Annotated in this window: 16 protein-coding genes, 1 tRNA gene, 2 rRNA genes and 1 pseudogene; 9 read left to right on the top strand and 11 right to left on the bottom strand. The window is 40.3% G+C overall.

Features of this window, described 5'->3' with window-relative positions:
- Nucleotides 1–10 precede the first annotated feature (10 nt).
- Together ACE1B6_RS10775 and ACE1B6_RS10780 are read right to left on the bottom strand one after the other, a co-directional pair.
- On the bottom strand, nucleotides 11–1,435 hold the full coding sequence (locus tag ACE1B6_RS10775) for a serine/threonine protein kinase (protein WP_413257228.1): 1,425 nt from the start codon (nucleotides 1,433–1,435) through the stop codon (nucleotides 11–13).
- A 147-nt stretch (nucleotides 1,436–1,582) separates the two neighbouring features.
- Nucleotides 1,583–3,409, bottom strand: a complete 1,827-nt coding sequence (locus tag ACE1B6_RS10780; protein WP_413257229.1) for a ShlB/FhaC/HecB family hemolysin secretion/activation protein — start codon at nucleotides 3,407–3,409, stop codon at nucleotides 1,583–1,585.
- 134 nt (nucleotides 3,410–3,543) lie between these two features.
- On the opposite strand from ACE1B6_RS10780, the gene ahcY reads away from it, so the two are divergent.
- The 5 genes and pseudogenes from ahcY (at nucleotide 3,544) to ACE1B6_RS10805 (ending at nucleotide 10,104) form a co-directional block, all read left to right on the top strand.
- Nucleotides 3,544–4,815 carry an adenosylhomocysteinase gene (gene ahcY, locus ACE1B6_RS10785; RefSeq protein ID WP_413257230.1) on the top strand — a complete coding sequence of 424 codons (1,272 nt, stop codon included), beginning with the start codon at nucleotides 3,544–3,546 and terminating at the stop codon, nucleotides 4,813–4,815.
- An 85-nt stretch (nucleotides 4,816–4,900) separates the two neighbouring features.
- Nucleotides 4,901–5,518, top strand: a complete 618-nt coding sequence (locus ACE1B6_RS10790; protein ID WP_413257231.1) for a DedA family protein — start codon at nucleotides 4,901–4,903, stop codon at nucleotides 5,516–5,518.
- A 23-nt stretch (nucleotides 5,519–5,541) separates the two neighbouring features.
- Nucleotides 5,542–6,162, top strand: coding sequence for an exopolysaccharide biosynthesis protein (locus ACE1B6_RS10795; protein ID WP_413257232.1), 621 nt, complete (start codon nucleotides 5,542–5,544; stop codon nucleotides 6,160–6,162).
- A 125-nt stretch (nucleotides 6,163–6,287) separates the two neighbouring features.
- A complete protein-coding gene (locus tag ACE1B6_RS10800) occupies nucleotides 6,288–8,906 on the top strand; it encodes a pentapeptide repeat-containing protein (RefSeq protein WP_413257233.1) in 2,619 nt (872 codons plus the stop codon).
- Nucleotides 8,907–8,934: 28 nt separating this feature from the next.
- Nucleotides 8,935–10,104: pseudogene (locus ACE1B6_RS10805) on the top strand (DNA cytosine methyltransferase).
- Nucleotides 10,105–10,148: 44 nt separating this feature from the next.
- Here ACE1B6_RS10805 and ACE1B6_RS10810 read toward each other — a convergent pair.
- Nucleotides 10,149–11,006, bottom strand: a complete 858-nt coding sequence (locus ACE1B6_RS10810) for an SHOCT domain-containing protein (protein ID WP_413257234.1) — start codon at nucleotides 11,004–11,006, stop codon at nucleotides 10,149–10,151.
- A gap of 390 nt (nucleotides 11,007–11,396) precedes the next feature.
- Between ACE1B6_RS10810 and ACE1B6_RS10815 the strand changes: the two genes are divergently transcribed.
- Together ACE1B6_RS10815 and ACE1B6_RS10820 are read left to right on the top strand one after the other, a co-directional pair.
- Nucleotides 11,397–12,677 (top strand): DNA methyltransferase, encoded by a 1,281-nt coding sequence (locus ACE1B6_RS10815; protein ID WP_413257235.1) that lies wholly within the window; start codon nucleotides 11,397–11,399, stop codon nucleotides 12,675–12,677.
- Nucleotides 12,661–13,731, top strand: coding sequence for a hypothetical protein (locus ACE1B6_RS10820; RefSeq protein WP_413257236.1), 1,071 nt, complete (start codon nucleotides 12,661–12,663; stop codon nucleotides 13,729–13,731). The genes ACE1B6_RS10815 and ACE1B6_RS10820 overlap by 17 nt, the downstream gene beginning before the upstream one ends.
- Before the next feature lie 69 nt (nucleotides 13,732–13,800).
- Here ACE1B6_RS10820 and ACE1B6_RS10825 read toward each other — a convergent pair whose 3' ends face one another.
- From ACE1B6_RS10825 to hisF, 6 genes are all read right to left on the bottom strand, one after another.
- Nucleotides 13,801–15,261 carry a transglutaminase domain-containing protein gene (locus ACE1B6_RS10825; RefSeq protein WP_413257237.1) on the bottom strand — a complete coding sequence of 487 codons (1,461 nt, stop codon included), beginning with the start codon at nucleotides 15,259–15,261 and terminating at the stop codon, nucleotides 13,801–13,803.
- 220 nt (nucleotides 15,262–15,481) lie between these two features.
- Nucleotides 15,482–15,673 carry an RNA-binding S4 domain-containing protein gene (locus ACE1B6_RS10830; RefSeq protein WP_459563005.1) on the bottom strand — a complete coding sequence of 64 codons (192 nt, stop codon included), beginning with the start codon at nucleotides 15,671–15,673 and terminating at the stop codon, nucleotides 15,482–15,484.
- Nucleotides 15,674–15,809: 136 nt separating this feature from the next.
- Complete coding sequence (locus ACE1B6_RS10835) at nucleotides 15,810–19,676, bottom strand: CAAX protease (protein ID WP_413257239.1); 3,867 nt, start codon at nucleotides 19,674–19,676, stop codon at nucleotides 15,810–15,812.
- Between the two features lie 307 nt (nucleotides 19,677–19,983).
- Nucleotides 19,984–20,056 (bottom strand) — tRNA-Ala (locus ACE1B6_RS10840).
- Between the two features lie 63 nt (nucleotides 20,057–20,119).
- The gene (locus ACE1B6_RS10845; protein WP_413257240.1) at nucleotides 20,120–20,332 is read right to left on the bottom strand and encodes a hypothetical protein; all 213 of its coding nucleotides are present in this window, start codon (nucleotides 20,330–20,332) and stop codon (nucleotides 20,120–20,122) included.
- Between the two features lie 106 nt (nucleotides 20,333–20,438).
- Nucleotides 20,439–21,206: an imidazole glycerol phosphate synthase subunit HisF gene (hisF, locus tag ACE1B6_RS10850; RefSeq protein ID WP_413257241.1), complete on the bottom strand. Its 768-nt coding sequence runs from the start codon at nucleotides 21,204–21,206 to the stop codon at nucleotides 20,439–20,441.
- Between the two features lie 71 nt (nucleotides 21,207–21,277).
- On the opposite strand from hisF, the gene ruvB reads away from it, so the two are divergent.
- Together ruvB and ACE1B6_RS10860 are read left to right on the top strand one after the other, a co-directional pair.
- Nucleotides 21,278–22,366 carry a Holliday junction branch migration DNA helicase RuvB gene (gene ruvB, locus ACE1B6_RS10855; RefSeq protein ID WP_413257242.1) on the top strand — a complete coding sequence of 363 codons (1,089 nt, stop codon included), beginning with the start codon at nucleotides 21,278–21,280 and terminating at the stop codon, nucleotides 22,364–22,366.
- 260 nt (nucleotides 22,367–22,626) lie between these two features.
- Nucleotides 22,627–23,505, top strand: a complete 879-nt coding sequence (locus tag ACE1B6_RS10860) for a tetratricopeptide repeat protein (protein WP_413257243.1) — start codon at nucleotides 22,627–22,629, stop codon at nucleotides 23,503–23,505.
- 183 nt (nucleotides 23,506–23,688) lie between these two features.
- On the opposite strand, the gene rrf is transcribed toward ACE1B6_RS10860, so the two are convergent.
- Nucleotides 23,689–23,806: ribosomal RNA gene (gene rrf, locus ACE1B6_RS10865) — 5S ribosomal RNA — on the bottom strand.
- A 78-nt stretch (nucleotides 23,807–23,884) separates the two neighbouring features.
- Nucleotides 23,885–24,198, bottom strand: a 23S ribosomal RNA gene (locus tag ACE1B6_RS10870); the annotation flags it as partial.

Here is a 24,198-nt window from a genome sequence, read left to right on the forward strand (position 1 = left end):
TTTCCTCAATTTAAACTTCCTCAAGCCAGTTTTGCATTTGTTGACTTAACCATTGACATTCAGCTTTACTTAATTCTTGACCGAAAGAGTAATTTGATAACTTAGTTTCCAGAATTATTTCTGGCACTTTGGTAGACTTAACTTGCATGATTTGACTTGTTTCCAAATGATTTCGCCAATAACTCCAACCGCATATCTTCTGTTCTAATACAAAATTCTGGCGATCGCCAATAATGCAATAATCTGTTAATCTTACCTTGGTTAACCGAAAATGAGATAGCAATTTAAATAATTCTTTGCTTAAAGAGGAGCTAAAGCGTTCCATACTCATAAAAGTAAGAATTAACACAACAATCAGGAATAAAGCCAGGGAAAAGTTCAAATAATTAACAATAATTACACTCAAAAGTACAGCCAGCGTCCCACCTAATAACAGAAATATAACTAAAAGACTGAAGAAAGAAGAACCTGCTAAAATAAATTTTAACAGCAAAGCGATCGCATCAGCAAAAACCCAAAGACCTCTACCCGGAATTTCCACCTTTAACTGAGTTGGAGATTGGTAAAATTTAATTTTACTCTCAGAAGGTGGCGAGATTTTCTGTAGCGGTGCGTTCAAATAACGATCGCATTTTAAATCAATTAAAGCTTGTTGTGCAGTAGCATAACGTTGACTTAAATTTGGTGCAGTTAAAGCTTCAATCCAGTAAGCTAAATTAGAATTAAGAGAAATCCGATCGCGAAATTGAATTCTTAAATTTCTTTGCGGCAAATCCACAGGCGCAACCCCAGTTAAAATATGAATTAAAGTTGCACCCAAAGAGTAAAGATCCGAAGCCGGAACCGCCTTTCCCCAAAATTGTTCCAAAGGCGCATAACCCGCCGTACCCACCACGGTAAAAGTCACACCTTCCACAGCAGCTTGTTCTTGAACCGCACCAAAATCCACTAAATAAATATATCGATCTTCCCCTAAAATTAGATTACTCGGTTTAAGATCGCGATGCAACACAGGCGGCGAAAGTTCGTGAAGAAAACAGAGAATTTCTAACATTTGTGCAGCTAGCGATCGCACCTGTTTTTCGCTAAAATGTTTCCCCGAATCTAACAAATTTTGCAGCGACTTTCCCGGAATATAATCTTGCACCAAAGCGAACCAGTATAAACCCGAACCCACCTGTTTATCCACCGAAAAATAATCGCGATATTTAGGAATGCGGGGATGAGAAAGACTTTTCAAAACTTGCGCTTCCCGTTCAAAAAGTTTAAAATCTTCCCATTGCATTTCCGGGCTAAAAGCCAAAAATTTGACAATAACTTTTTCTCCTGGCGACACCCCTCGATCTACCGCAATCCAAGTTTGTCTTCCCGCATTCTGTCCCAAACTTTCTTGCAGTTGGTATCTTCCCTGTAACAACTCTCCTGCTTGCAGCATCACCACTCCTTGCAGACCCGTTTTTTACTAATTTAGCCGCAAATCAAAAAATCGGGTTCGTTGTGAACACTTCAGTGCTAAGAGAAGGACTAAAGTCCCGACAACGAACTTGGACTAAAGTCCTTACTACGAACTTTTTAAAAGTTCCTAATCTCTAGCAAAGGGATTGTATTGAAAAGAGAAATAAAAACCTTGTTCTTGCAAAGTTCTTTCTCGTAAACCAGTATTAACTAAAGGTAAACCATAGTCAAAACGGAAACGTAATCTTTCGCCCATTTGCCATTGTAAACCCACACCGATCGAAGCTATAGTACTAGGGTCAGGATTTTCCCGATCGCCATTATTCCAAACACTTCCCACATCAATAAAAGGAATAACTTGAAACACACCCGGACGATCGCGCAACCGATAGACTGGTATTCTAACTTCCACAGAACCTAAAATACCATTATCCGTAAGAAATAAATCCTGACGGTATCCTCGCACACTATCAAAACCACCCAAAGCAAACTGTTCTAAAGGTACTAAAGGGCGATCGGCTAACTGCATATCTGCTCTAATTAATAGAATAGGAGAACCAGAAGGATCGGCAGCATTTCCTCCTAAAAGACGTAACCATTGTGCTTGTCCGCGCCAAGAGAAAAAATGACCATCGGGCCCACTTTCTCGATTAGAAGCATCAAAAAGACCAACACCTAAGCTAAACTGAGAACGAGCCGCAAAAACCGATCGACTTTCCCGTTGCGTCCACTCTTGGAAAAACCTAATTACAGAAAGACGAGTTTCTCCCTGCTCATTTGCACCCGGAGAAAGTTGAAAAGGTTCGCCCAAAAGAGTAGTATTACTTTCGCGACGATTAAAAGTTAAACCAAGGGCTAATTCTTGATTCGGCGTAAGAATTATTGGTTGACGAAAAGACAATTCATAATCGTAAGAAACCGCCCCAATATCAACTTGATCGAACGGTTCTTCAATAATACTGCTTTTAATCCAATCAAAACCCAAACGAATCGTACCATTGCGAGCATTCACAGGCAAAATGTAATTAGCCTCAACTTGATTACTACCATTAGTATTCGAGTAATTAACCGCAAAAGTATCGCCATTTCCCGTTAAATTAGCTTGGTTAATACTTAACTGACGGCGAAAAACTCCCACACTGGGAGGACTACTATTATCTAAACTAATTGTGGCGTTAAAAGTTCTTTCCGGTCTGACAGTTACTTCTAAAACACTTAAACCCGGACGAGTACCCGCCGAAAGTTCCGCCGAGATATTTCTAATTAAAGGATTCAATTGTAATAGTTGCAAAGATTGCAATAAACGGTTAACATTTAAAGGAGTTTTTGCACCTAAACGGAGACGCGATCGGACATAATTAGGATTTAATCTCCCAGTACCAGTAACCTTAATCTCCTCAATTGAACCTTCCACTACCTGAATTTTTACGATTCCACCCGTGAGAGTTTGGGGCGGAATAAATGCACCAGAAGTAATGTAACCATTATCCACATAAAGTTGAGTAATAGCCGATCGCGCCTGCAACAATTGAGCAAAAGAAATATTCCCCACAAAAGGTTGCAAAACCTTATCAAAATCCTCCTTACTAAAAACCGTACTCCCCTCAACCTCGTACCCTTCCACCTTAATTTCCCCAGGAATATCACTAGGTAAAGGTAAAGCTTCGGGAGTACTTGGCGTACCTGAAGGCGGAGTCAACAACTCCGACGGAGGAGGTAAAGGTTCCGGTGTAGGTAAAGGAGGCGGAGGCGTTACTGGTGGTAAAGGAAGACGAGGAACAGGTTGACTAGGATTAATCTGTTGAGCAAATAATGCAGTATCACTGCTGGCAAAACCTACCAAATTCAGCAATGCCGCAGAAACCGGAATCACGACTAACTTAGGCAGCTTCATACAATTTAGAGATAAGCAGCGGACAGTTGAGCGATCGATCGGAAGCTTAGTTTTGTCCATAAAGTTTATCATCCACAGAGAGATTTCCTGAGTTTCGTCATAAATCTTACTCACATTACTCCCAAAAATTACAGGGTTCGGGACAACCAAAAGATACTATGCTAGAAAGTTCTAGGTAAGAAGAAATCAAATTTATGGTTGCAACACAAATCAAGCACGAAGTCAAAGACCTTTCCCTCGCCCCCCTTGGCAAACAACGCATAGAATGGGCGGGACGGGAAATGCCAGTATTAAAGCAAATCAGAGAAAGATTTGGCAAAGAAACACCACTAGCAGGGATTCGCTTAGTCGCTTGCTGCCACGTTACCACCGAGACTGCAAATCTCGCCATTGCACTCAAAGCCGCTGGCGCAGACTCCTTGCTAATTGCCAGCAACCCCCTCTCCACCCAAGATGACGTAGCAGCTTGTTTAGTTGCAGAATACGGCATCCCCGTCTTTGCCATCAAAGGAGAAGACGCAGAAACCTACACCCGTCACGTCAACATTGCCTTAGACCACCGTCCAAATATTATCATCGATGACGGTTGCGACGTAGTAGCCACCCTAGTTAAAGAACGGGAAAATCAACTTCCCGACATTATCGGCACCACCGAAGAAACAACCACCGGAATTGTTCGTTTGCGTGCCATGTTCCGCGACGGCGTGTTAAGCTTCCCCGCCATTAACGTCAACGACGCAGACACCAAACATTTCTTTGATAACCGCTACGGTACCGGACAATCTACCCTCGACGGCATCATTCGCGCCACCAACATTTTATTAGCCGGAAAAACCATCGTTATCGCCGGATACGGTTGGTGTGGCAAAGGTGCCGCCCTTCGCGCCAGAGGCATGGGTGGTAATGTAATTGTGACAGAAATCGATCCGACAAAAGCGATCGAAGCCGTAATGGATGGTTTCCGCGTTCTGCCAATGGCAGAAGCCGCACCTTTAGGCGACATTTTCATCACCGTTACAGGCAACAAGCACGTCATTCGTAGCGAACATTTTGATGTCATGAAAGACGGCGCAATTGTTTGTAATTCCGGTCACTTTGACATTGAAATTGACCTGAAAGCATTAGCCGCAAAAGCTAGCGAAGTTCGCACAGTAAGAAACTTTACTGAAGAATATCGTTTACAAAGTGGTAAATCAGTAATCGTAATTGGTGAAGGTCGTTTGGTGAATTTAGCCGCCGCCGAAGGACACCCCAGCGCCGTAATGGATATGAGTTTTGCTAACCAAGCATTAGCTTGCGAATTCTTAGCGAAAAACAAAGGTAAATTAGAAGCTGGCATTCACTCCGTCCCTGTAGAATTAGACAAAGAAATTGCCCGTCTAAAATTACAAGCAATGGGAATTAGCATTGACAGCTTAACATCCGACCAAATCGAATACATGAATTCCTGGACATCAGGAACATAATAGGTAAGTTGTTGCGCTTCAGTGCTAATTTAGAGCGAAAGCGCAACAACCTACTCCAATCACTAATTACCCAAAACCCAAAAATATGAACGAATGGATAGTGCAAATCATGACTTCCCTTAATTATGTGGGAATTGGTTTGCTGATGTTTTTAGAAAATCTCTTTCCTCCGATTCCATCGGAATTAATTATGCCCTTAGCAGGGTTCACCATTGCCCAAGGAAAGATGGAATTTTTTCCCGCCCTTTTCGCCGGAGTTTTGGGAACAATGTTAGGCGCTTTGCCTTGGTATTATGTCGGTAAACTTGTCGGAGAAGAGAACATTAAACGATTAGCTGATAAATACGGCAAGTGGATTTCCATTAGTAGGAAAGATATTGAAAAAGCAGACCAATGGTTTCACAGACACGGCGAAAAAGCCGTGTTTTTTGGTCGCTTAGTCCCCGGAGTTCGCACGTTGATATCTTTGCCAGCAGGTATCAGCAATATGAAATTAGTGCCGTTTTTAATTTATTCAACTATTGGCACAACAATTTGGGTTTGGTTACTCACTTTTGCTGGCTATAAATTAGGGGAAAACTACGAATTAGTAGATGAATATCTAGCGCCAGTTTCCAAGATTGTTTTTATTGTTCTGGTTGTCGCCTTGGTGTTTTGGTTAGTCCAAAAAAGAAGGCAAAAACAGAGGCAAAGAAAGGTATAGTAAAAAAAATTTCGTAATCAGCAATGGCTAAATTATCAACCGAGTTGCAACGCTTCTTCTTTGAAGAAGAAAGACCCCCACAAGTAACATTGTCCGATATTCTGACTATAGCCGGAGAGAGAATTTTCGGTTTTCTGTTTGTGATTCTCTCGTTACCTTCCGCTTTACCTGTACCTGCGCCTGGTTATTCTGTACCCTTTGGTGTGTTGCTATTTCTGTTAGCAATACAGCTAATTTCCGGTAGAAAACGTCCTTGGTTGCCGAATAAAATGCTGAATCATCCAATAAAATTGGAGACGGTACAGGGATTTTTAAAAGCTGGTCTTCCTTGGTTAAAAAGGATTGAAGCGATTACACGCCCCCGCTTAACTTATATATGTACTACTTTACCAGGTCGGGTGTTTATTGGTTGTTCGATCGCACTAATGGCAACTTCAATGATGATACCAATTCCCGGTACAAACACTCTCCCAGCAATGGGAATTTTTGTCACAGGGTTTGGTTTAATTGAAGACGATGGTGCAATCAGTTTAGGTGGTTTAGTCCTTTGCGTAATGGGGTTAATTCTCACCAGTTCGATTTTATTTGCACTCTGGTTTGGTGGCACAAGTTTGTTAGATATAATTAAAGATTCCTTGCGCTAAGGAAAAGGCAGAAAGCAGAAGGTTTTTTGAAAGTATCTTCCTTCCTTTTCTTTCTTCTTCCTTCGCGCTCTTCGCGTCTTTGCGGTTCAAAAAAAAGCATAATTAAAGCAGACATAACCAAGTGAATGACGCAAAATTCCAACTTAGATTACAAATTTGTCGCCACAGAACCACTGGGAAAAAGTGGACAGAAGGGAGAACGACAAGTTTGGGAAACAGTCAAAAAGGTTTTTGCGGAAAGGGAATGTTTAGCTTATTGGCGTTATCCAATTTTTTGTGAGTTCCGCAAAGTTCGCAAAGAACCAGATATTTTAATCGCTGATATCGAACTTGGTCTAATTGTAATTGAGGTAAAATCAATAACAATTGACCAAATTCTCGCTATTAACGGTCATCGTTGGGAGTTCCGCAACTTTTATACTAATAGTAGTAACCCTTACGAACAAGCGGAAAATCAACTGTTTGGGTTGTTGGGGTATTGCGATCGCGAACCCAACCTCCGCAGCCAAGTCAGTGGTAGAGTGATAGTAGCCTTACCCTTCATTTCCCAGCAACAATGGCAAAACAAAGGTTTCGCCAAACTCCCCAGTTCGCCGCCTCTCCTCTTCCAAGAAAATCTGTTTTTAGAAACCAAAAACCCCACATTTTTAGAAAAGATTCGTCAAACTTCCCCCATAATTAAAGGCAGAAAACTAAACCCAGAACAATGGAAACTACTCTTATCAGTATTAGGAGGAAACCCAGTTTTTCGCCAACGCAAAACTAACCTCTCCCGCAACCAAGCAAAACCCGAAAAGAAAAGCCTCCGCGCCAGCATTTTAGAACAAGTCAGACAAAACCTATCAGAATTCGACTTAAAGCAAGAAACTATTGGGAAACAAATTCCCCCCGGAATGCAAAGAATTCGCGGTATAGCAGGTTCAGGAAAAACCGTTTTACTATGTCAAAAAGCCGCAAATATGCACTTAAAATATCCCGAATGGGACATTGCTTTAGTGTTTTTTAGCCGCAGTTTATACGAACAAATCATTACCCAAATAGATAAATGGATACGTCGCTTTAGTCATAACGAAGTCCAGTATCACCCAGAAAATGAAAAGTTGCGCGTTCTTCACGCTTGGGGTGCAAAAGATCAACCTGGACTTTACAGCATGATTTGTGAAGCAGCAAACGCCCCCAAATTAACTGTTTTTGATACGGAAAATAAACAACCAAATGAATCTTTAGCAGAAGTTTGTAGTTTTCTTTTAGAAAAAAGCCAAATCCCCCAAATATTTGACGCTATTCTAATCGATGAAGGTCAAGATTTGATGGTTGATGATGAGTTGAAATTTCAAGATAAACAACCTTTTTATTGGATGGCGTACCAAGCATTACGACCTTTTGATGAACACCATCCCGAACAACGCCGCTTAATTTGGGCGTATGACGAAGCGCAAAGTTTAGATTGTTTAAATATTCCCACAGCAGGGGAATTGTTTGGTGATGAATTGGCGCATTTAGTAACAGGTCAATATCCCGATGGTATCAAAAAAACGGAAATCATTCACCGCTGTTATCGTACTCCTGACCCTATTGTAACTGCTGCTCATGCGATGAGTATGGGTTTGCTACGTCGGGGAGGAATGGTATCAGGAATTACGCGAACGGAAGATTGGCAAGCGTTAGGTTATGAAGTGCAAGGTCGGTTTACTCGCGGTCAACAAGTTACGCTGAAAAGATTAAGTGATGATTCTCCTAATATTATCACAAAACTTTGGGAAAAGCCAGTTTTAGAGTTTGAAACTTATAATTCTCGACAGGCAGAGTTAAGGGCTTTAGCTGATAGTATTATAGAGGTTGTGAAGGGCGATCGCCTCCAACCCAGCAAAGAAATTTTGGTCATAGTTTTAGGTTCATTTTTCGAGGCGATGCAATTAGAAAACCATGTCGCTGAGTTCTTAATGTCCGAAGGGATTAATATATTTATTCCAGGGACAACCAATTGTAACATTTTAAAAGCTGATTCTGAAAATAGCGATCGCAATAAATTCTGGTGTGAAGGCGGCGTTACCGTCTCCCGCATTCACCGCGCCAAAGGTAACGAAGCAGACATGGTTTATGTAGTTGGTTTAGATAATATAGCCAAAGACGAAAGTAATATTAGATTAAGAAATCAACTATTTATTGCTTTAACCAGAACTCGCGCCTGGGTAAAATTAAGCGGCGTTGGTAACTATCAAATGTATGAAGAAATGCGCCGAGTAATTGCCAGCAGCGACACATTTACCTTCACCTTCAATCATCGCCCAAAACGCGAAATCAGCGTCACCGATGCCGGAGAATTGTTAAAAAGATACGCAGCAGGAGGGAGAAACTTTCAAAATGCAGATTTACGAGGAATTCAGTTAGCTGGTGCTAACTTAAGAGGTGCAAATTTAATAAGTGCGAAATTGAACAACGCTAATTTAAGCAATGCCAAATTAGACGGTGCAAAATTAGTAATTGCCGATTTGAGTAACGCCAATTTAAGTAACGCCAGTTTGCGAAAAGCTAAATTAATGGGCGCAATTTTAAAAGATGCAAATTTAAGCGGCGCTGATTTAAGTCGTGCAGATTTGAGTGATGCAGATTTGCGAAATGCAAACTTAGTTGGGGCGAATTTGTTGGGCGCAAATTTGAATGCTGCTGATTTGACTAACGCAGATTTCACAGAGGCAAATATGGAAAAAATTGAGATGGTAGATAGTAAGGTATATTTATAGAGTATTATTTAAACTTTAAGCTAAATTAATGAGCAATAAACCAAAAATTTTTTCTTTTTTCGCAGGTTCAGGGTTTCTCGATTTAGGTTTTGAATTAAACGGATTTGACATTGTATATGTCAACGAAATTTATTCGCCATTTATGCAAGCATATCGTTATTCGAGAGAATGTCTTAAAATAGCTGCGCCGAAATATGGATATCATTAAAAAGATGTAACTAACTTAATTGAAGGAGAAGAAGCCTTAAATCTTTGTTACTTAATACAAAATGCTCGTAAAGATGCGAATATCATTGGTTTTATAGGTGGGCCTCCCTGTCCTGATTTTTCAATTGGGGGAAAAAACCGAGGGAAAGAAGGTGATAATGGTAAACTTTCAGCTTGTTATGCTGAATTAATTTGCCAACAGAAACCTGATTTTTTCTTATTTGAAAATGTCAAGGGATTGTGGAGAACGAAAAAACACCGAACTTTTTTTGAGGCACTGAAAACTCAGCTAATTCAATCAGGTTATGTATTAGTAGAACGTCTAATTAATGCTATAGAGTACGGTGTTCCCCAAGACAGAGAAAGAATTATTTTAATCGGTTTTAGAACTAGTTTGCTTAAAGATTTTGGAATTAAAATTAATAGCAATATCAGAATATTACCAGAAGCATATTTTGCTTGGGATAAATATATAATACATCCCATCAATAAAGTTGTTTCTTTACCTTGGCCTACTACTAACTCTTTTCAAGAAAATTCTCTATTGCCTTACCCTGATAGCATACCACTACCTTTAACAGTAGAATATTGGTTCAGAGAAAATGATGTGCTTAATCATCCAAATGCTCAACACCATTTTCAACCAAAAGCAGGAATTAAGAAATTCGCTTCAGTTGATGAAGGAGATGTTTCTAAAAAATCATTTAAGCGGCTTCATAGATGGCGATATTCTCCAACTGCTTGCTACGGAAATAACGAAGTACACTTACATCCTTATAAAATTCGTAGATTGTCAGTTGCCGAAGCACTCGCTATACAATCTTTACCTAAAAATTTTAGTCTTCCTGCTAATATGTCGCTAACTAATATGTTTAAGACCGTTGGTAATGGTGTTCCTTACTTAGCTGCAAAAGCCATTGCTAAAACTATGCTTAATTTTTTAGAAACAAGGGAATGGGATAATGAACAGCCTGTTAACTTGCGATTGTAATTATCAATTATCAACCGCAAGCATAATGTTACCGGACTCTCAAATTAAAGTTCAGTAACCTTCACTTTAAATTCATCTTCTGTTAAAATCCCATTATCTAAAGCTTCTTTTAATTTGGCAACTTTTTCTGCTTTTTTCTGTTCATTACGATGGTTAATAATTTGGTGTCTTACTTCTTCTTCAACCGTTTTCACTTTAGCTTCATATTCTTCTGCATCCAAAATTCCTTCAGTAAATGCTTGCTGAAATTTCGCAATCCTTTCCTCTATTAGAAATTCTATTTCGTACTCTTCAATTCTAGCCTGTAAACTTAGGTTCTTCGCTTTATATTCTGCTTCTGTTAAAATCCCATTTTCTAAGGCGGATTCTAACTTTTGTGACTCTTTTTCCACTTTATTGATAGCCTTTTGTCTAGCAGAAGAATTAGCTAAAGAATCAGAGCTTGAAGAAGATTGGTTGGTAGATGAAGTTTCCTTGATAGGTTCATCAGCCTTCTTAACTTTTTGAAATTGCAAATTCTTTTCAATATAAGTAATTATTTCACTTTCAACGATTAATGCCCAACCTGCTCCCGCTATACCAGTTAGTACTGTAAACCCCCCCGTAAACATCGCTGTAATACCCGCACCTGTAAGATTAGTTATCCATTTCCCTGTGCTGGTTTCAACGATAAATTCCTGAGCAACTGTTGGCTCCTTAGACCAAAATATTTTGACTTGAAAAGCTAGATTGGTTCCGAGTAAGGTTCGTATAGTACCAGTTTTTTTAGCTTGAATAAAATAAGTTCCTTCTGCTTCCGTACCATCTACCTCATATTGTTTTTCTTTAAACCAGAGTATTAGTTCTCGGTAAGTCTTTGAAAGTGATTGTTCATTTTTAGCTATAAAATAGTTTTTCGCCATCTTAACAACCCTTTGAATTTACAAATGAATGAATTTACAAATGAAACTGCGTAATTAGACAGTATCTTCCCCTATCTGAAAAATACCAGAAAACGTCAAACTGGGTTTATTTTTGAAGGATAATTAAGAGTTCAGTAGCTAGTAAGTAAATCAACCTGTTTTTTTGCAAGCAAAAATTTTTGCATTGGCTCTTAATATTTGATCTGGAATTAAACTACAGATAGGCTATGTGTTCAGTCAATATAATATGTTATATTATCACCTACCCAATTTAACACTGTCTTAGTATATTTTAAGATAAATAAAGGAATGATTATAATTCTATATGTATCTTTACAGAATTCACATATTATAAAATAATACAAACTACTCAATTCTATAACTTAATCCATGAAACAACTCAGTCTATTTGAAGATATTCTCCCAAAGGAAAAGCTTCCTACTAACCTAACAACTAATCGTCATCCTATTCATAAATGGTATAATTTCATTGCTGGGTTTTCTCCTGAATTCGTCAGTAGTTGTATTAAAAATGCTAACTTAAAACCCAATGAGGTTATAGTTGATCCTTTTGCAGGTTTATCAACCACTCTTACGCAAGCAAATTTGCAAGGTTTTAGCTCGGTCGGATTTGAAGCTCATCCTTTTTTTTACGAGATTTCATTAGCTAAACTATTTCCACCAACAGAACAAAAACAGGTAAAATTTATTGAGTCTTTTTGTGTGTCTTTAGAACCTTACCAACAAGAATTGACAAATATTTGGACAACAACTGCTGTAACTTTCTTAGAAAAACTGATTCCAGAGTTAGAACTTCGACTTTTAGCATCGGCGGTTATTGCTGAAAATCAAATTTCCCAAGAGCAACAACCATTATATCGTTTGATCTTGTCTCGCGTGCTTGAGTTAACATCTAAGTCTCAAACAGATGGAATTTATAAAGCTCCCACTACACAGAAAATATCTATATCTTATCAAGATGCTCTAAGCAAAGTTTGTGATGAAATTCAAAATGATATAGATGTTTTAGGAAATAGCTTTATACCAAGAGCAAAGTTACATTTCATGAGTTCGGAAAAAATGTTACCCCTTGAAGATAAGAGTTGCTCTCTCTGCGTTACTTCTCCGCCATATCTAAATAATTTTGACTTTGCAGAAATGACGCGAATGCAACTTTATTTTTGGCGTTATGCTGGTTCTTGGCGAGAGATTACTGAGCGCGTGCGGCGATGGCTGATTGTTAATACGACTACTGCGCCAACGGACTTAAAACGTAATCAAATTTTGTTTTCAAAATCCCTTTCGGAAAGCTTCCAATCTGAGATAAAACCACTGTTTGAAGCTTTAAAGCAACAAAAGCAGATTAGAGCCGGAAAAAAAGATTATTACTTGCTATTATATCCTTACTTTGCACAAATGCAGTCAGTTTTTCGTGAATTAAAAAGGGTTCTCCGACCTGAAAGTGCTGTAAATATAGTGGTAGCAGATGCGGCGCTTTACGGAGTGCATATTCCAACAGAAAAACTTTTAGCACAACTTTTGGAGGAAAATGGATTTCAGGTTTTAAACATTGAAACTTTGCGGACTAGAGGTAGCCGTTGGTGTCTGCAAAAACGACAAGGTACAGAAAAAGGTCTTGGGGAGTTTCACATCTATGCAAGAAGATATTGATTTAAGTATGGAGTCAGAAGAAAACAAATCAGAAGAAGTAAATACTGGGACACTTTATGCAGTTGCAAAAGAAGCAATGAAAGATTATGTTCAAGTTTACTTAGATCTAACTCGAAAGACTAACGCTTTAGCAAACATTCTGCCAGAACATCTTCATGAATTTGCAGAAAAACTGGTTGTTCTTAGTGGTATTGACAGTTTACTCGATCCAGCTTCTACTAGCGCAGAACAAGTTATACAGGAATGGCGACGTAGGCAAGCTGTACCTTTTGATGTAGAGTCTGCTATTACGAAAGGTGTATATATTCAGCTAAGAAACCGAGTTGAAAATCTTTTAAATGAACTTGAACAGGCAACAAATGGATTTATAGAATTTGATTCTAATTATATTCAATCTCATCCTTATATGCTACCTATTCTTCAGCGTCTAGCAAATATTTCGAGTAAGGCGGAATTGAAAAAAAGAATTGGTAATGTTTCGGACAATACAATTTCAGCGTCAGCAGCAAGAAAAATGTCTGAAATTTTGAATCAAAGAAAACCAGGCGAAAATATGAATCGTGGTCAAATTTTGCAGAGTATTGAACCAACTTTAGAAGGTATTGTCCGTGACTTAGTTGGTAGAATTCTTCTGGAAAGTATTGTTGCTAATGCTCTTGATGATGCTAACGTTACCTATAAGTTAGAATCTGAATATAGCTATCTAGAAGGTGTAATTTATAACTTTCGAGCCGATTTTGTGATTCCAGATGAGATATCTCCAAAAGCTTTTATAGAAGTAAGAAAATCCTCTTCGAGACACGCATCTCTTTATGCTAAAGACAAAATGTTTTCTGCTATTAATTGGAAAGGTAAACATCAGGATATGCTTGCTGTTATCGTGGTAGATGGCCCCTGGACAGCAGAAACTTTAAAGGTAATGGCTAAAGTATTTGATTATGTTGTACCTCTTAACAGAGCATCGGATGTAGCAGAAGCTATTTCTGCATATATAGAAGGAGATAGATCTCAGTTGAAGTGGATTATTAATTTTTCTATTGATGCAGCTAATTGAATAGTTTGAAATCTTTAAATTGCGATCGCCAAAACCTCACCTCTAATCAATCAACTACACCAAATTTGCTCAACCTCTCCCTTGAATAGCCTGAAACTTAAGTTGAGCAATAGGACTAATTTCCCGGCGCAGATAATTATTACTTTGTGCCAGAGTGAATATCACAGCTTGATAGTTCCCAGCTTCAGGAAACTGACAGGAAATCAGCAGTTTTCCTCCTAGATTTTGCTGACTCTGACATATTTTAATATCTGGCTTTTCTTCCTGACTCAATCGGTTATTTAGTGGTAAGCTCCAAAAAGGTACTTCTGAGTCTTTGCTGCGGAAAAATATACCCACAACTCTCTTAAAATAGTTGGGAGGAGTTTGAATTTCAATTGCAGCGGCTTTTTGCACAGTTTGGGGATATTCAGTTGGTGAAATTATCTTTAAATCTTCGGCAAAAAACTCAGCTGTTAAAATTGGCTGTTTCTCAAAATCACTATAACTTTTAGGCTGAGATAAAAGCTGCCAAGGTTCCTGCTCCGGTAAATGACTGATAATCATTACTTCGGGAGGAAGCATCAAATAATTCGTTCGATAGGAAGGCTCAAAAGAGGCATAATCCTCAGTACTAGTATCATCCCATGTTGTATCAACTAGTTGCCAACTCTCGCCAATTTTGACTGCATTCCAAGCATGATTTGTCCAATCATAATTAGAGTGTACTACTCTTAAGGTCGGAGAAATTAAGTCCAGAGGGGCCAAATCTTGACGAATTTTTCCTCTAATATAAACTACGTCTATTCCTATTGCTTTTCCTAATGCTTGAAAGAGTTTAGCATAACCTTCGCAGACCGCTTTGCGATTGAAAAAGACATCTTGGGCATCTTGAGAAGGTCGTCTTCCTGTTTTCAAAACATCTATATCATAAGTGAGTCTCTTGAGTACATAATCATGTAAAGCTTTGATTCGCAAGTAGGGATCTGGTTCCTGTTGAGCAATATAATTGGCAACAGAGTTAATACTTTTTTCTACTTCTAATGGCATACTGGCAACTACTGGATGAATTGTTTGAGCATTTTTCCAGGGCCAAGGAGAATTTAATACAGGCGGTTTGGGATTATGTATTAACTGAGTGATGAAACTATTGAATGAATTATGGACTAGAGAGATGTTTGCTTGATAAATTATAGCGATTATTACTAAAAAAAAGCCGACTATGTATTTGCGATTCATTCGCTGAAATTTATTCCAATTTAGCATTTTTCTCCCAGATTTATAACCTATATTGAATCTTTTGTGATTAATAACATAAATCAGTAAACTCAGAATTAAAATTAATCCGAAAACGCCTAAAAATGAAATTAAATTATTGTCCCAATTACTGAGGTTAATGTTAAAATTAAGTTGAAGTAATAAAAATAAAATTACTGAAACTAAGCTGGCTATCAAAAGAAAAACGCCTATTTTTTGCGCGATCGACTTTCTTTTCTTGTGTTTTTGCTGCTGAACTAACTGCAAAAATTCTTTTTCCATGTTTTGAGACATAAGAAATCCTTATAAACAATAAGATCGGATGCAGCTTAGTCCTAATAACGAGGACTTGAACCTACTGCCAGGATTCTGTTTATTTGAAATTACAACAAATTTAAAAATATGTCAATTAAGCGGTTGTTAATCTAATTTAGATGGGAAAGCTAATAACCTAGTCATATAACTTTCCCGATAAAAAGCTAATTAACGTTTTGCCGATCGCTCTTTTTTCCACTCACTCCACAGTAAATGTTTGACCCGCTACCGTAACTTGATCTCCTGCCACTAATTGTCGTCCCCGGCGCGTTTCTGGGCTACCATTTACTTTAACTTCACCTGATTGAATCATCAGCTTTGCTTGTCCACCAGTAGGCGCGATTCCCTTTAACTTTAAAAATTGGTCAAGCTTAATTGTTTGATTTATCATCATTGTCTTTCCCAAAATTACAAAATATCATCATCCTCAAATTACGTTGTGGCGCTTTACGCGAAAATTGGCGCTTCAGCGCCACAACCTACCTGAAAATTGGTTCTGTGACCCTCACTTTTCCGTCCTAATACTCCTAGATTAAGGGAAAACTGGTAGGTGGAATTGGTTCTACATCATAATCATAACCACCGATTTGGTTGGTGCGTAAAACCCACATTGTTGCGCCGTATTTCAGGAAGGTTTTGGCGATCGCATCACTAGCAACACGAGGTAAAAGTGTGCGCCAACTACCTAAACCAGTTAAGAGGTTTTGTATGGGATTATCTTCCAAAGTACTGCCCAAATTATACTCATTTTTTTCCCAATCAGATCGCGGCCCACCTAAAGGTTGCAGTTCTCGTCTCAAATCATTTTTTAACTTGAGAAGTTGCTGGAAACGTTGCTCTTGTTCGGGACTAACTTCGATTAATTTGGTGACAATTTCTGGGTGAGCTTGCAAATATTGTGTTGCTTGAGTCAGACTAGCGAATAATGCTTGATTGGAGTCTTGAGCGCAATTATTTGCAGGGCCAACATAAGTTCCTCCGGTGCCATCTCCGATGCGATAACGATCGGTCATTACTTGCAATTGACGCAACATTTCTGTTAAGGGAGAAACCTGCACTCTCTCAATGTTATAAAAATCGGTAAAGGCATCAAGTTTAATCAAAATATCACAGACTGGACGTACACCAGCCCAACCAAATTGTCGATCGCCCATGTAGCATGACCAATGCAAACTTCCGGCAATAATACCATCTGTATTATGACTATAAACCTGCTGATAGCAAATATCAAATCTTAATTCATCACTCAGCGGTTCCTGGACAACTTTTGCCACCCCAAAGGCAAAATGTCCAAAAAAGATTGGTGTTGCCGCAGCTGGTTCTTTCTTCTTCCCACCGATACCCCCGTAAGTGTGAATTACTAAAGCTAAGTCGTTTTCTTGCCAATCTGCTATTGCTTCTGCAATTCCCTCTCGACGGGGACTGAGCAACACAGAACTAATTTTACCTTTCTTTGCCGCTGCATCTGCCCAAGCACCTTGGCGAATATATTTTTCCCCTCGCTTGCGCCCAAAAATCACTTCTTGCGGTTGCAGTTGCCACAAAGCACGGGGAGCAATAGACTGCACTACAAAAGTTCCCGATCGATCTTTTGCACCATAAATATACCAACCTTGTTCGTTAAGTGAAACCTGTTCAATCCGACGACTTGTGGAAGGAAAACAACCATTCACATCTGCCTTTACCTCTGGCATTCTGACAACTTCGGCAACACCATCAAACTTTCGGGTTGCTTTGTTGAAATGCCAAACCAGGAATTTATCTGTTGCGCCAATCGGTTTGATAAATTTTACCAGTGCATAGTAACGCCCTGTAATTTGTACTGGTGTGGTAGAGATGTAGAGAGAAGTAGGGGCGGGTTTAGCAGATAAATTTGTACTCACAGCAGAAGAGTTAACCACAAAACCCGCCCCTACAAAGTTTTGCGTTTTGAAGTTTTCTTGCTCCCCTGCTTCCCTGCTCCCCTGCTCCTCTACTGTTATTGGCTCATTGAGCATGACAATTACATCATCCTTGGGATGAGCACCAGCTAAGGATTCTAGGGGATCTACTTGTTTCCAGTGGTTTAGGCGATCGGGATGAATCAACCCACCATATTTGCTGGTATACTCGGCATCGACGCTAAAGTGAACGTCCTTAGTTACAGCTTTCACCATTTTCTGAACAAAAGGGCGATCGCTCCAACGCAAATTTATCACCTGTCCGATTAAGTGGCGATACTCATCTGGTGCGTGATAGACTTCCAGCAACACGCCTTTTACTTGCTGCCTTTCTTCCAGTTTCGGTAAAATCAAACGACCCATCCAATTACCGATCGGGCGATATAAATTAGGATCTACCGTTTGATTAACTGGATAATCATCAGGATGGGTAAATTCTGCCTCTTGATAAAGTGCATAATTGCTAGGTTTTCTCTTAATTAAATCATCTGCCCTTAATGCTTTTCCTTCGAGAACTTGCAAAATTACTTCGATCGTTTGCTCTAAATAACTGCGTCCATCAGGTAAAAATGCTTTCGGGTCCATCATTCCCCCCGGAACTTGGTGTCCCACTGGGCCTAATGAAATAATACTAATTTTCCCTTTGCGTTTGGCACGATTCCAGTAAGATAAGAAGAACGCTTTCCAACGACCGGGAAACATAATTGGCCCAATGCGTTCTACATTATCCTTTTCTCCGACTAAATGGTAGAGATGTTCTAATTTCAGGAAGTTGTTGTTGGCACTCATTACGCCGCCTAAAGAGATGACATCGATCGATGCACCCGTTGCCCGTTTTAAATAGGGCCCAGCAGCTACAGACATTTCCCCGCCACCACTATAACCAATCAGCGTAATCGGTAGACCGCTACCAGGTTGATAACCTTCTTTAATTAACCCGTTGTAAAGTACCTGTGCAATACCTTGATTGTAGATTGGGCCGTAACGTCGATCTGCGGAAACTGCCACAATCAAGACATTTCGCAGGTTGAGCATTAATCCCAATAATGCAGCCGGGTTACTCCACCGCATTTTATCTGCCAGTCGCCAAATAAATGCTAAAGGTCGATCTTCATCCAAGGGTTTATTGAGTACCGAGTACATCATTAATCCCTCGATCAGTTTCATCTCTTGGGGTAACACCGCTTTGAAAGCAGTGAGAAAGTCTTCCACATCAGGGGTGTACTCTTCGCCAGATTGCCCAATGCCATCGAGGTAAACAATGTAACGGGAAACTTTTTGGGGATTGAGGGATGGGGATGGGGGATTGGGGGATGGAGATTGGGGGATGGGGGATGACAGGCAAGATGCCTGTCCTACTTCTACGTCTACATCGTCGCCATACCAGCCAGCCCACCAGCCAAGGGTTTCTAAGGGGGCGAGTAAGCCAGCGAAGACGATCGCCACAACCCCAATCCAAATTAAGTTAAAAATTAAGCGAAATAATTTCGGTAGATCTTCGTACCAGCCAAAGAAAAAGTCACGAACTGGGCGCATCAGATCGAATACAAGAATAAAAACGATCGCCATTACTAGCAAGCTGGCAATCCACTTGATAACTTCGGCAAAACTGCGGCTACCATGTTCTAGCTGAACAATGGGATCGTTGGTGTCAATGCTTTGAGTAATTTTAATTTCTGTGGATGTTCTCGGTTGAGTGGCTACTTTTTGGGCTACTGCTTCGGCGGCTTCCGTTGCCGATCGCCCGGATGCTTGGATCAACTCTCTAACTTCTGGTACTCTGGTTTGAGTTGGGGTAATTATGGGCGAAAAGTTTTGTCTAATGCGGGATCTGACTATTTCCCGGAGTTCTTCAGGGTTGGTAGCTAACTCAACTCCGGCAACTTTATCGGCAATTTTTTTCCCTAATTTAGCGATCGGTTGTCCAATGGTACTTTCTAATAGTTGCAGAACTACCCAGCCAAATGCTACATAAGTTAGAGCGATCGGTTCACTCACACTAGCCACAACACTAAAACCAATCACCATTACCAGCAAGCGCCATACCGATAGTAAATTCAAAATCGGCAATCCTAAGTAAGGTAACGCCCCTAAAAAGCTGAATAGCAGCGGTGCATAACTTAGCCCCAATACGTCGATCAGTTTGAAAAACGGAACATTCACTGACCAAGGTAACAAACAAATTAGCCAAGTACTAAATACTAGAAATAGAAAACCAAAGGTATAAAGAATTGCATTTAGGAACAAACTAAAAACAAAACGGGCTGGCTTAATCCGGTTAATGAATAAGATAATGCTTTGTCCTACACTTAAAGATAGACCAGCTAAAACTACTACCAGTAATGCCAGGAGCGTTCCATCAGGTAGATTACTAATAGTTTGAAATGCTTCCGAATTAAAACTAAGTACGCCCCCAATTAATTCCCAGAACTTTGATGAAGCCGTTGTATTCATAGTAGTGTTTCCCTAATAGAACAAGTTGAGAGATTAGAATTAATGCTCAATGGTCAACCCAGCTTGAGTTGTACAGCACATCAGTTTAGCTTAAGGAAAATAAAACTAATATAATCAAAATTTAAGAAAAATCAATAAAATTTCGCGGCTGGGGAAATGAGGCAGAGAGTTTTTCCTGGCATAACAACTCTCTGCCTCCCATAAATGCTTCTGAGAACCAAATTTCTCTAACTCCGGTTGCAGAAAACATTTGAGCGACATTAATTTGTTAATGACGACAAATAAAGTCTTATTCGACAAAAGTTTATGGAGCTAAGCGGACTCGAACCGCTGACATCTTCAATGCCATTGAAGCACTCTACCAACTGAGCTATAGCCCCGTTTGACGCTTTACTATAATGCCTTAATTTTAGTCTCCTTGTCAAGGGTTTAGCGACACATTTTTAGTACAGTAGACAAGGACGTTGAGCCATTTCTGATAAATAGCCCATGTAACTGTTCATCAGGAAGTATACCACCAACATTGCTGCTGCTGACAGGGCGACTAAAGTACCTGCCAACATTAAGGAAAACTCTTGCTGATCGAACGCTTCCTGCATCAGATGCAGTGACCAAGCGACCAGAGCCACATCAAAAATTAAAATAGCAACCAACATATTTTTACGAATCGTAACACTTCATCTATTTTAATATACCCAGCAGAGGTTACGGATTCCCAATTAAAAACCGGAATCTTCCTTAAGATCTACATTTCAGAGATTTTTACCCTCGAACTGGCACTTGATGATTTGTTAAGTAATTCTTAATTTCTGCAACGCTGAGTTGACCGTAATGTAACAAAGATGCTAAGAGTGCGGCTTCTGCTCTTCCTTTGGTTAAAGCTTCATGGATGTGTCCGCAGTTACCAGCACCCCCGGAGGCAATAACGGGGATTTCCACTGAGTCGGCAATTTTCCTCGTTAGCTCTAAATCATATCCTGCTTGGGTTCCGTCGGCATCCATGCTAGTAACTAGTAATTCTCCTGCGCCGCGTTTTTCCACTTCTTTTGCCCACCAGAGCGCATCTATACCAGTATTTTCTCTGCCGCCACGGACATAAACATCCCAACCTGGGTTAGTGCGATCGGTCCTGCGTCTGGCATCAATTGCGACTACGATACACTGATTACCGAAGCGATCGCTCGCCCGATCGATAAAATCAGGATCTCTTACCGCAGCTGAATTAATGCTAACTTTGTCCGCACCTGCTCTTAACAATTGTTTAATTGTTTCTAAGGATTGAATACCACCGCCGACAGTCAAAGGGATGAACACCTGTTCGGCGGTGCGATATACCACATCGATAATAATGCCGCGGTCTTCGTGAGTGGCGGTAATATCCAGAAACACCAATTCATCTGCGCCAGCATCATTATAAACTTGCGCCAGTTCTACCGGATCGCCAGCATCCTTAAGATCGACAAAATTGACACCTTTAACGACTCGCCCAGCTTTCACATCTAAGCAAGGTAAGATCCGTTTAGCTAACATGGCAATGTCTCACGTCCTCGAAGTGGTAAATAATAAGAGACTAGCGGAAAATCTACCCATAATTTTGCACTATGGCGATCGTTTCTTCCCAGCAACAACCTACCGAACCAGAGCGTAAACCCAAACAACGGCAAGAGTCAACCCGCAAGCGCCAGACTCGCAAAGCGCCAGAGGAAAACTTATTGCAACCTACCGCCGCTGTTGACGAACAGGAAAAGCAGGAAGAAAGTCTCAGACCTCCGCGACTTGCTGATTATATCGGACAAAAGGAGTTGAAGGAAGTCCTGCTAATTGCAATTCAAGCCGCAAAAAACAGAAATGAACCTTTAGATCATCTCTTACTTTATGGCCCTCCGGGTTTGGGAAAAACCACCATGTCCTTAATTTTAGCGGCAGAAATGGAGGTAAATTGCAAAATCACGACTGCACCCGCTTTAGAACGACCCCGTGATATTGTGGGGTTACTAATGAGTATGAAACAGGGAGATATCCTGTTTATTGACGAAATTCATCGGTTATCGCGGATGGCGGAAGAGTTACTTTATCCGGCGATGGAAGATTTTCGGGTGGATATTACGATCGGAAAAGGTCAAGCTGCCAAAACTCGGAGTTTACCTTTGCTACCCTTTACATTAGTAGGAGCGACAACTAGAATTGGTTCTTTGACTTCACCATTGCGCGATCGCTTTGGTATCATTCATAGATTACGCTTTTACGAACCCGAAGAACTCAGTCAAATTGTACTGCGAACCGCCGAAATCTTAAAAACTCCCATCACTTCGGAAGGTGCAACAGAAATAGCGCGACGTGCTCGCGGTACACCCAGAATTGCCAATCGTTTGTTAAAAAGAGTTAGAGATTATAGTCAAGTAAAAGCTTCTGGGGAAATCAGCCAAAAAATTGCCAGTGACGCACTAACATTATTTAATGTAGACCCACTAGGATTAGATTGGACAGACCGCCTCATATTAAAGGCTATGATTGAACATTTTAACGGAGGGCCAGTCGGATTAGAAACGATCGCATCTGCAACAGGAGAAGACTCCCAAACTATAGAAGAAGTCTACGAACCTTACTTAATGCAAATAGGATTAATGCAAAGAACACATCGAGGAAGAACAGTAACACCTGCCGCTTGGAAACATTTAGGTTATGATTAGTTATTTGGGACTGGGGACTAGGGACTGGGGACTGGGAAATTTTAGATTTTAGATTTGTATTTTACTCATGAACCTCTCCTCTCTTTCTTCCCTCTGCGTCCTCTGCGTCTCTGTGGTTTAAAAATCTTCTTCTCTTCTTTCTTCGTGTCCTTCGTGTCTAAGTGCTACGCACCGCTACGCGAACGTGGTTCAAAAAAATCTCTTTCTCGAATCATAGAAGACTGCGATATTAGCCAACTACCAACTACCAAAATATAGAGATGATTCGCCTAATTCTAACTCTCCTAACTGTAGTAATTTTGTTTCTTGCTGGGTTTAATGTTTCGCCAGTAATGGCGCAAACAGAGACAGCAACTCCTAGCATTAATGAAACCGAATTATCGAAAGTTGAAACGCCGGAAACTGCACCTTCTCCTAGTATCGATCAAGAGAAATTTAAAAAGGCTAATGAAATTGCCCAAAAAGCTATTGAAGCCATCCAAAAAGGAGACTATGAAGCAGCAGAAACTTATTGGAACGAGTTAGTTGAAATGTTCCCAGATAATCCTGCTTTGTGGTCTAATTTGGGAAATAGTAAGGCAGGTCAAAATAAGCTAGAAGAAGCGATCGCAGACTACAATAAAGCCATGAAACTTGCCCCAGATGCACCCGATCCTTATCTTAACCGAGGTTTAGCGTTAGAAGGATTGGGGAAATTTGAAGAAGCGATCGCAGATTACAATCATTTACTAGAAATCGCTCCCAATGATGCACTGGGTTATAATAACCGAGGCAATGCGGAAGCAGGATTAGGGGAATGGGATAGTGCGATCGCAGATTACCGAAAAGCCTTTGAATTAGAACCAAACTTTGCTTTTGCTCGCGCCAATTATGCTTTAGCATTGTATGAAACCGGGCAAAAAGAAGTGGCAATTCGTACCATGAAAAATCTGATTCGGAAATATCCCCAATTTCCCGATATGCGTGCTGCTTTAACAGCTGCGCTATGGGAAAAAGGGCAACATGGAGAAGCAGAAAGTAACTGGGTTGCGGTGGTGGGATTGGACGATCGTTACAAAGATATAGAATGGGTGAAAACCATTCGTCGTTGGCCCTCTTCTCTAGTAGCAGCATTAGAGAAGTTTCTGAAAATAGAATAGTTTTCGTCTGTAGGACAGGCATCTTGCCTGTCACTAGGTTTGTTCCGCATATTTATCAGTCCAAGTTGTGTGCTTCCAGAAAGCAGATTCCGGTAAATCTGGTGTAGTTTGATTTTATAGTAGCTAAACCAAAAGCCCCCTTTCAACCAAAACTGAAAGGAGGCTTTTTGGTTTTGATAACTATCCTGGCACCGAGCTATTGTCCCAGGCAGCAACCCGCCAAGTATCTTCGCCGCAGCAACGTTTCACCACCGAGTTCGGGATGGATTCGGTGTGGTTCCATCGCGCCAAAAGCACCAGGAAATAATTGATAAGGTTAACCTTAACCATAAAAGAACCTTGAAGATTGCACAGCAACTTGTCTAAATCACCAATGTATGAGGTCAAGCCCTCGGTCTATTAGTATTCCTCGACTGCATCCATTACTGGACTTCCATCTAGAACCTATCAACGGGTGTTCTCCCCGTGACCTTACTGGATTAACTCCATGAGAGTACTCATCTTCAGGTGGGCTTCCCACTTAGATGCTTTCAGCGGTTATCCACTCCGCACATGGCTACCCTGCGTTTACCGTTGGCACGATAACAGGTACACCAGCGGTGCGTCCTTCCCGGTCCTCTCGTACTAAGGAAGGCTCCTGTCAATACTCTTACGCCTGCACCGGATATGGACCGAACTGTCTCACGACGTTCT

Origin of the sequence: Floridaenema fluviatile BLCC-F154, from assembly GCF_041929135.1 — a bacterium.
Taxonomy (GTDB): Bacteria; Cyanobacteriota; Cyanobacteriia; order Cyanobacteriales; family Aerosakkonemataceae; genus Floridanema; species Floridanema fluviatile.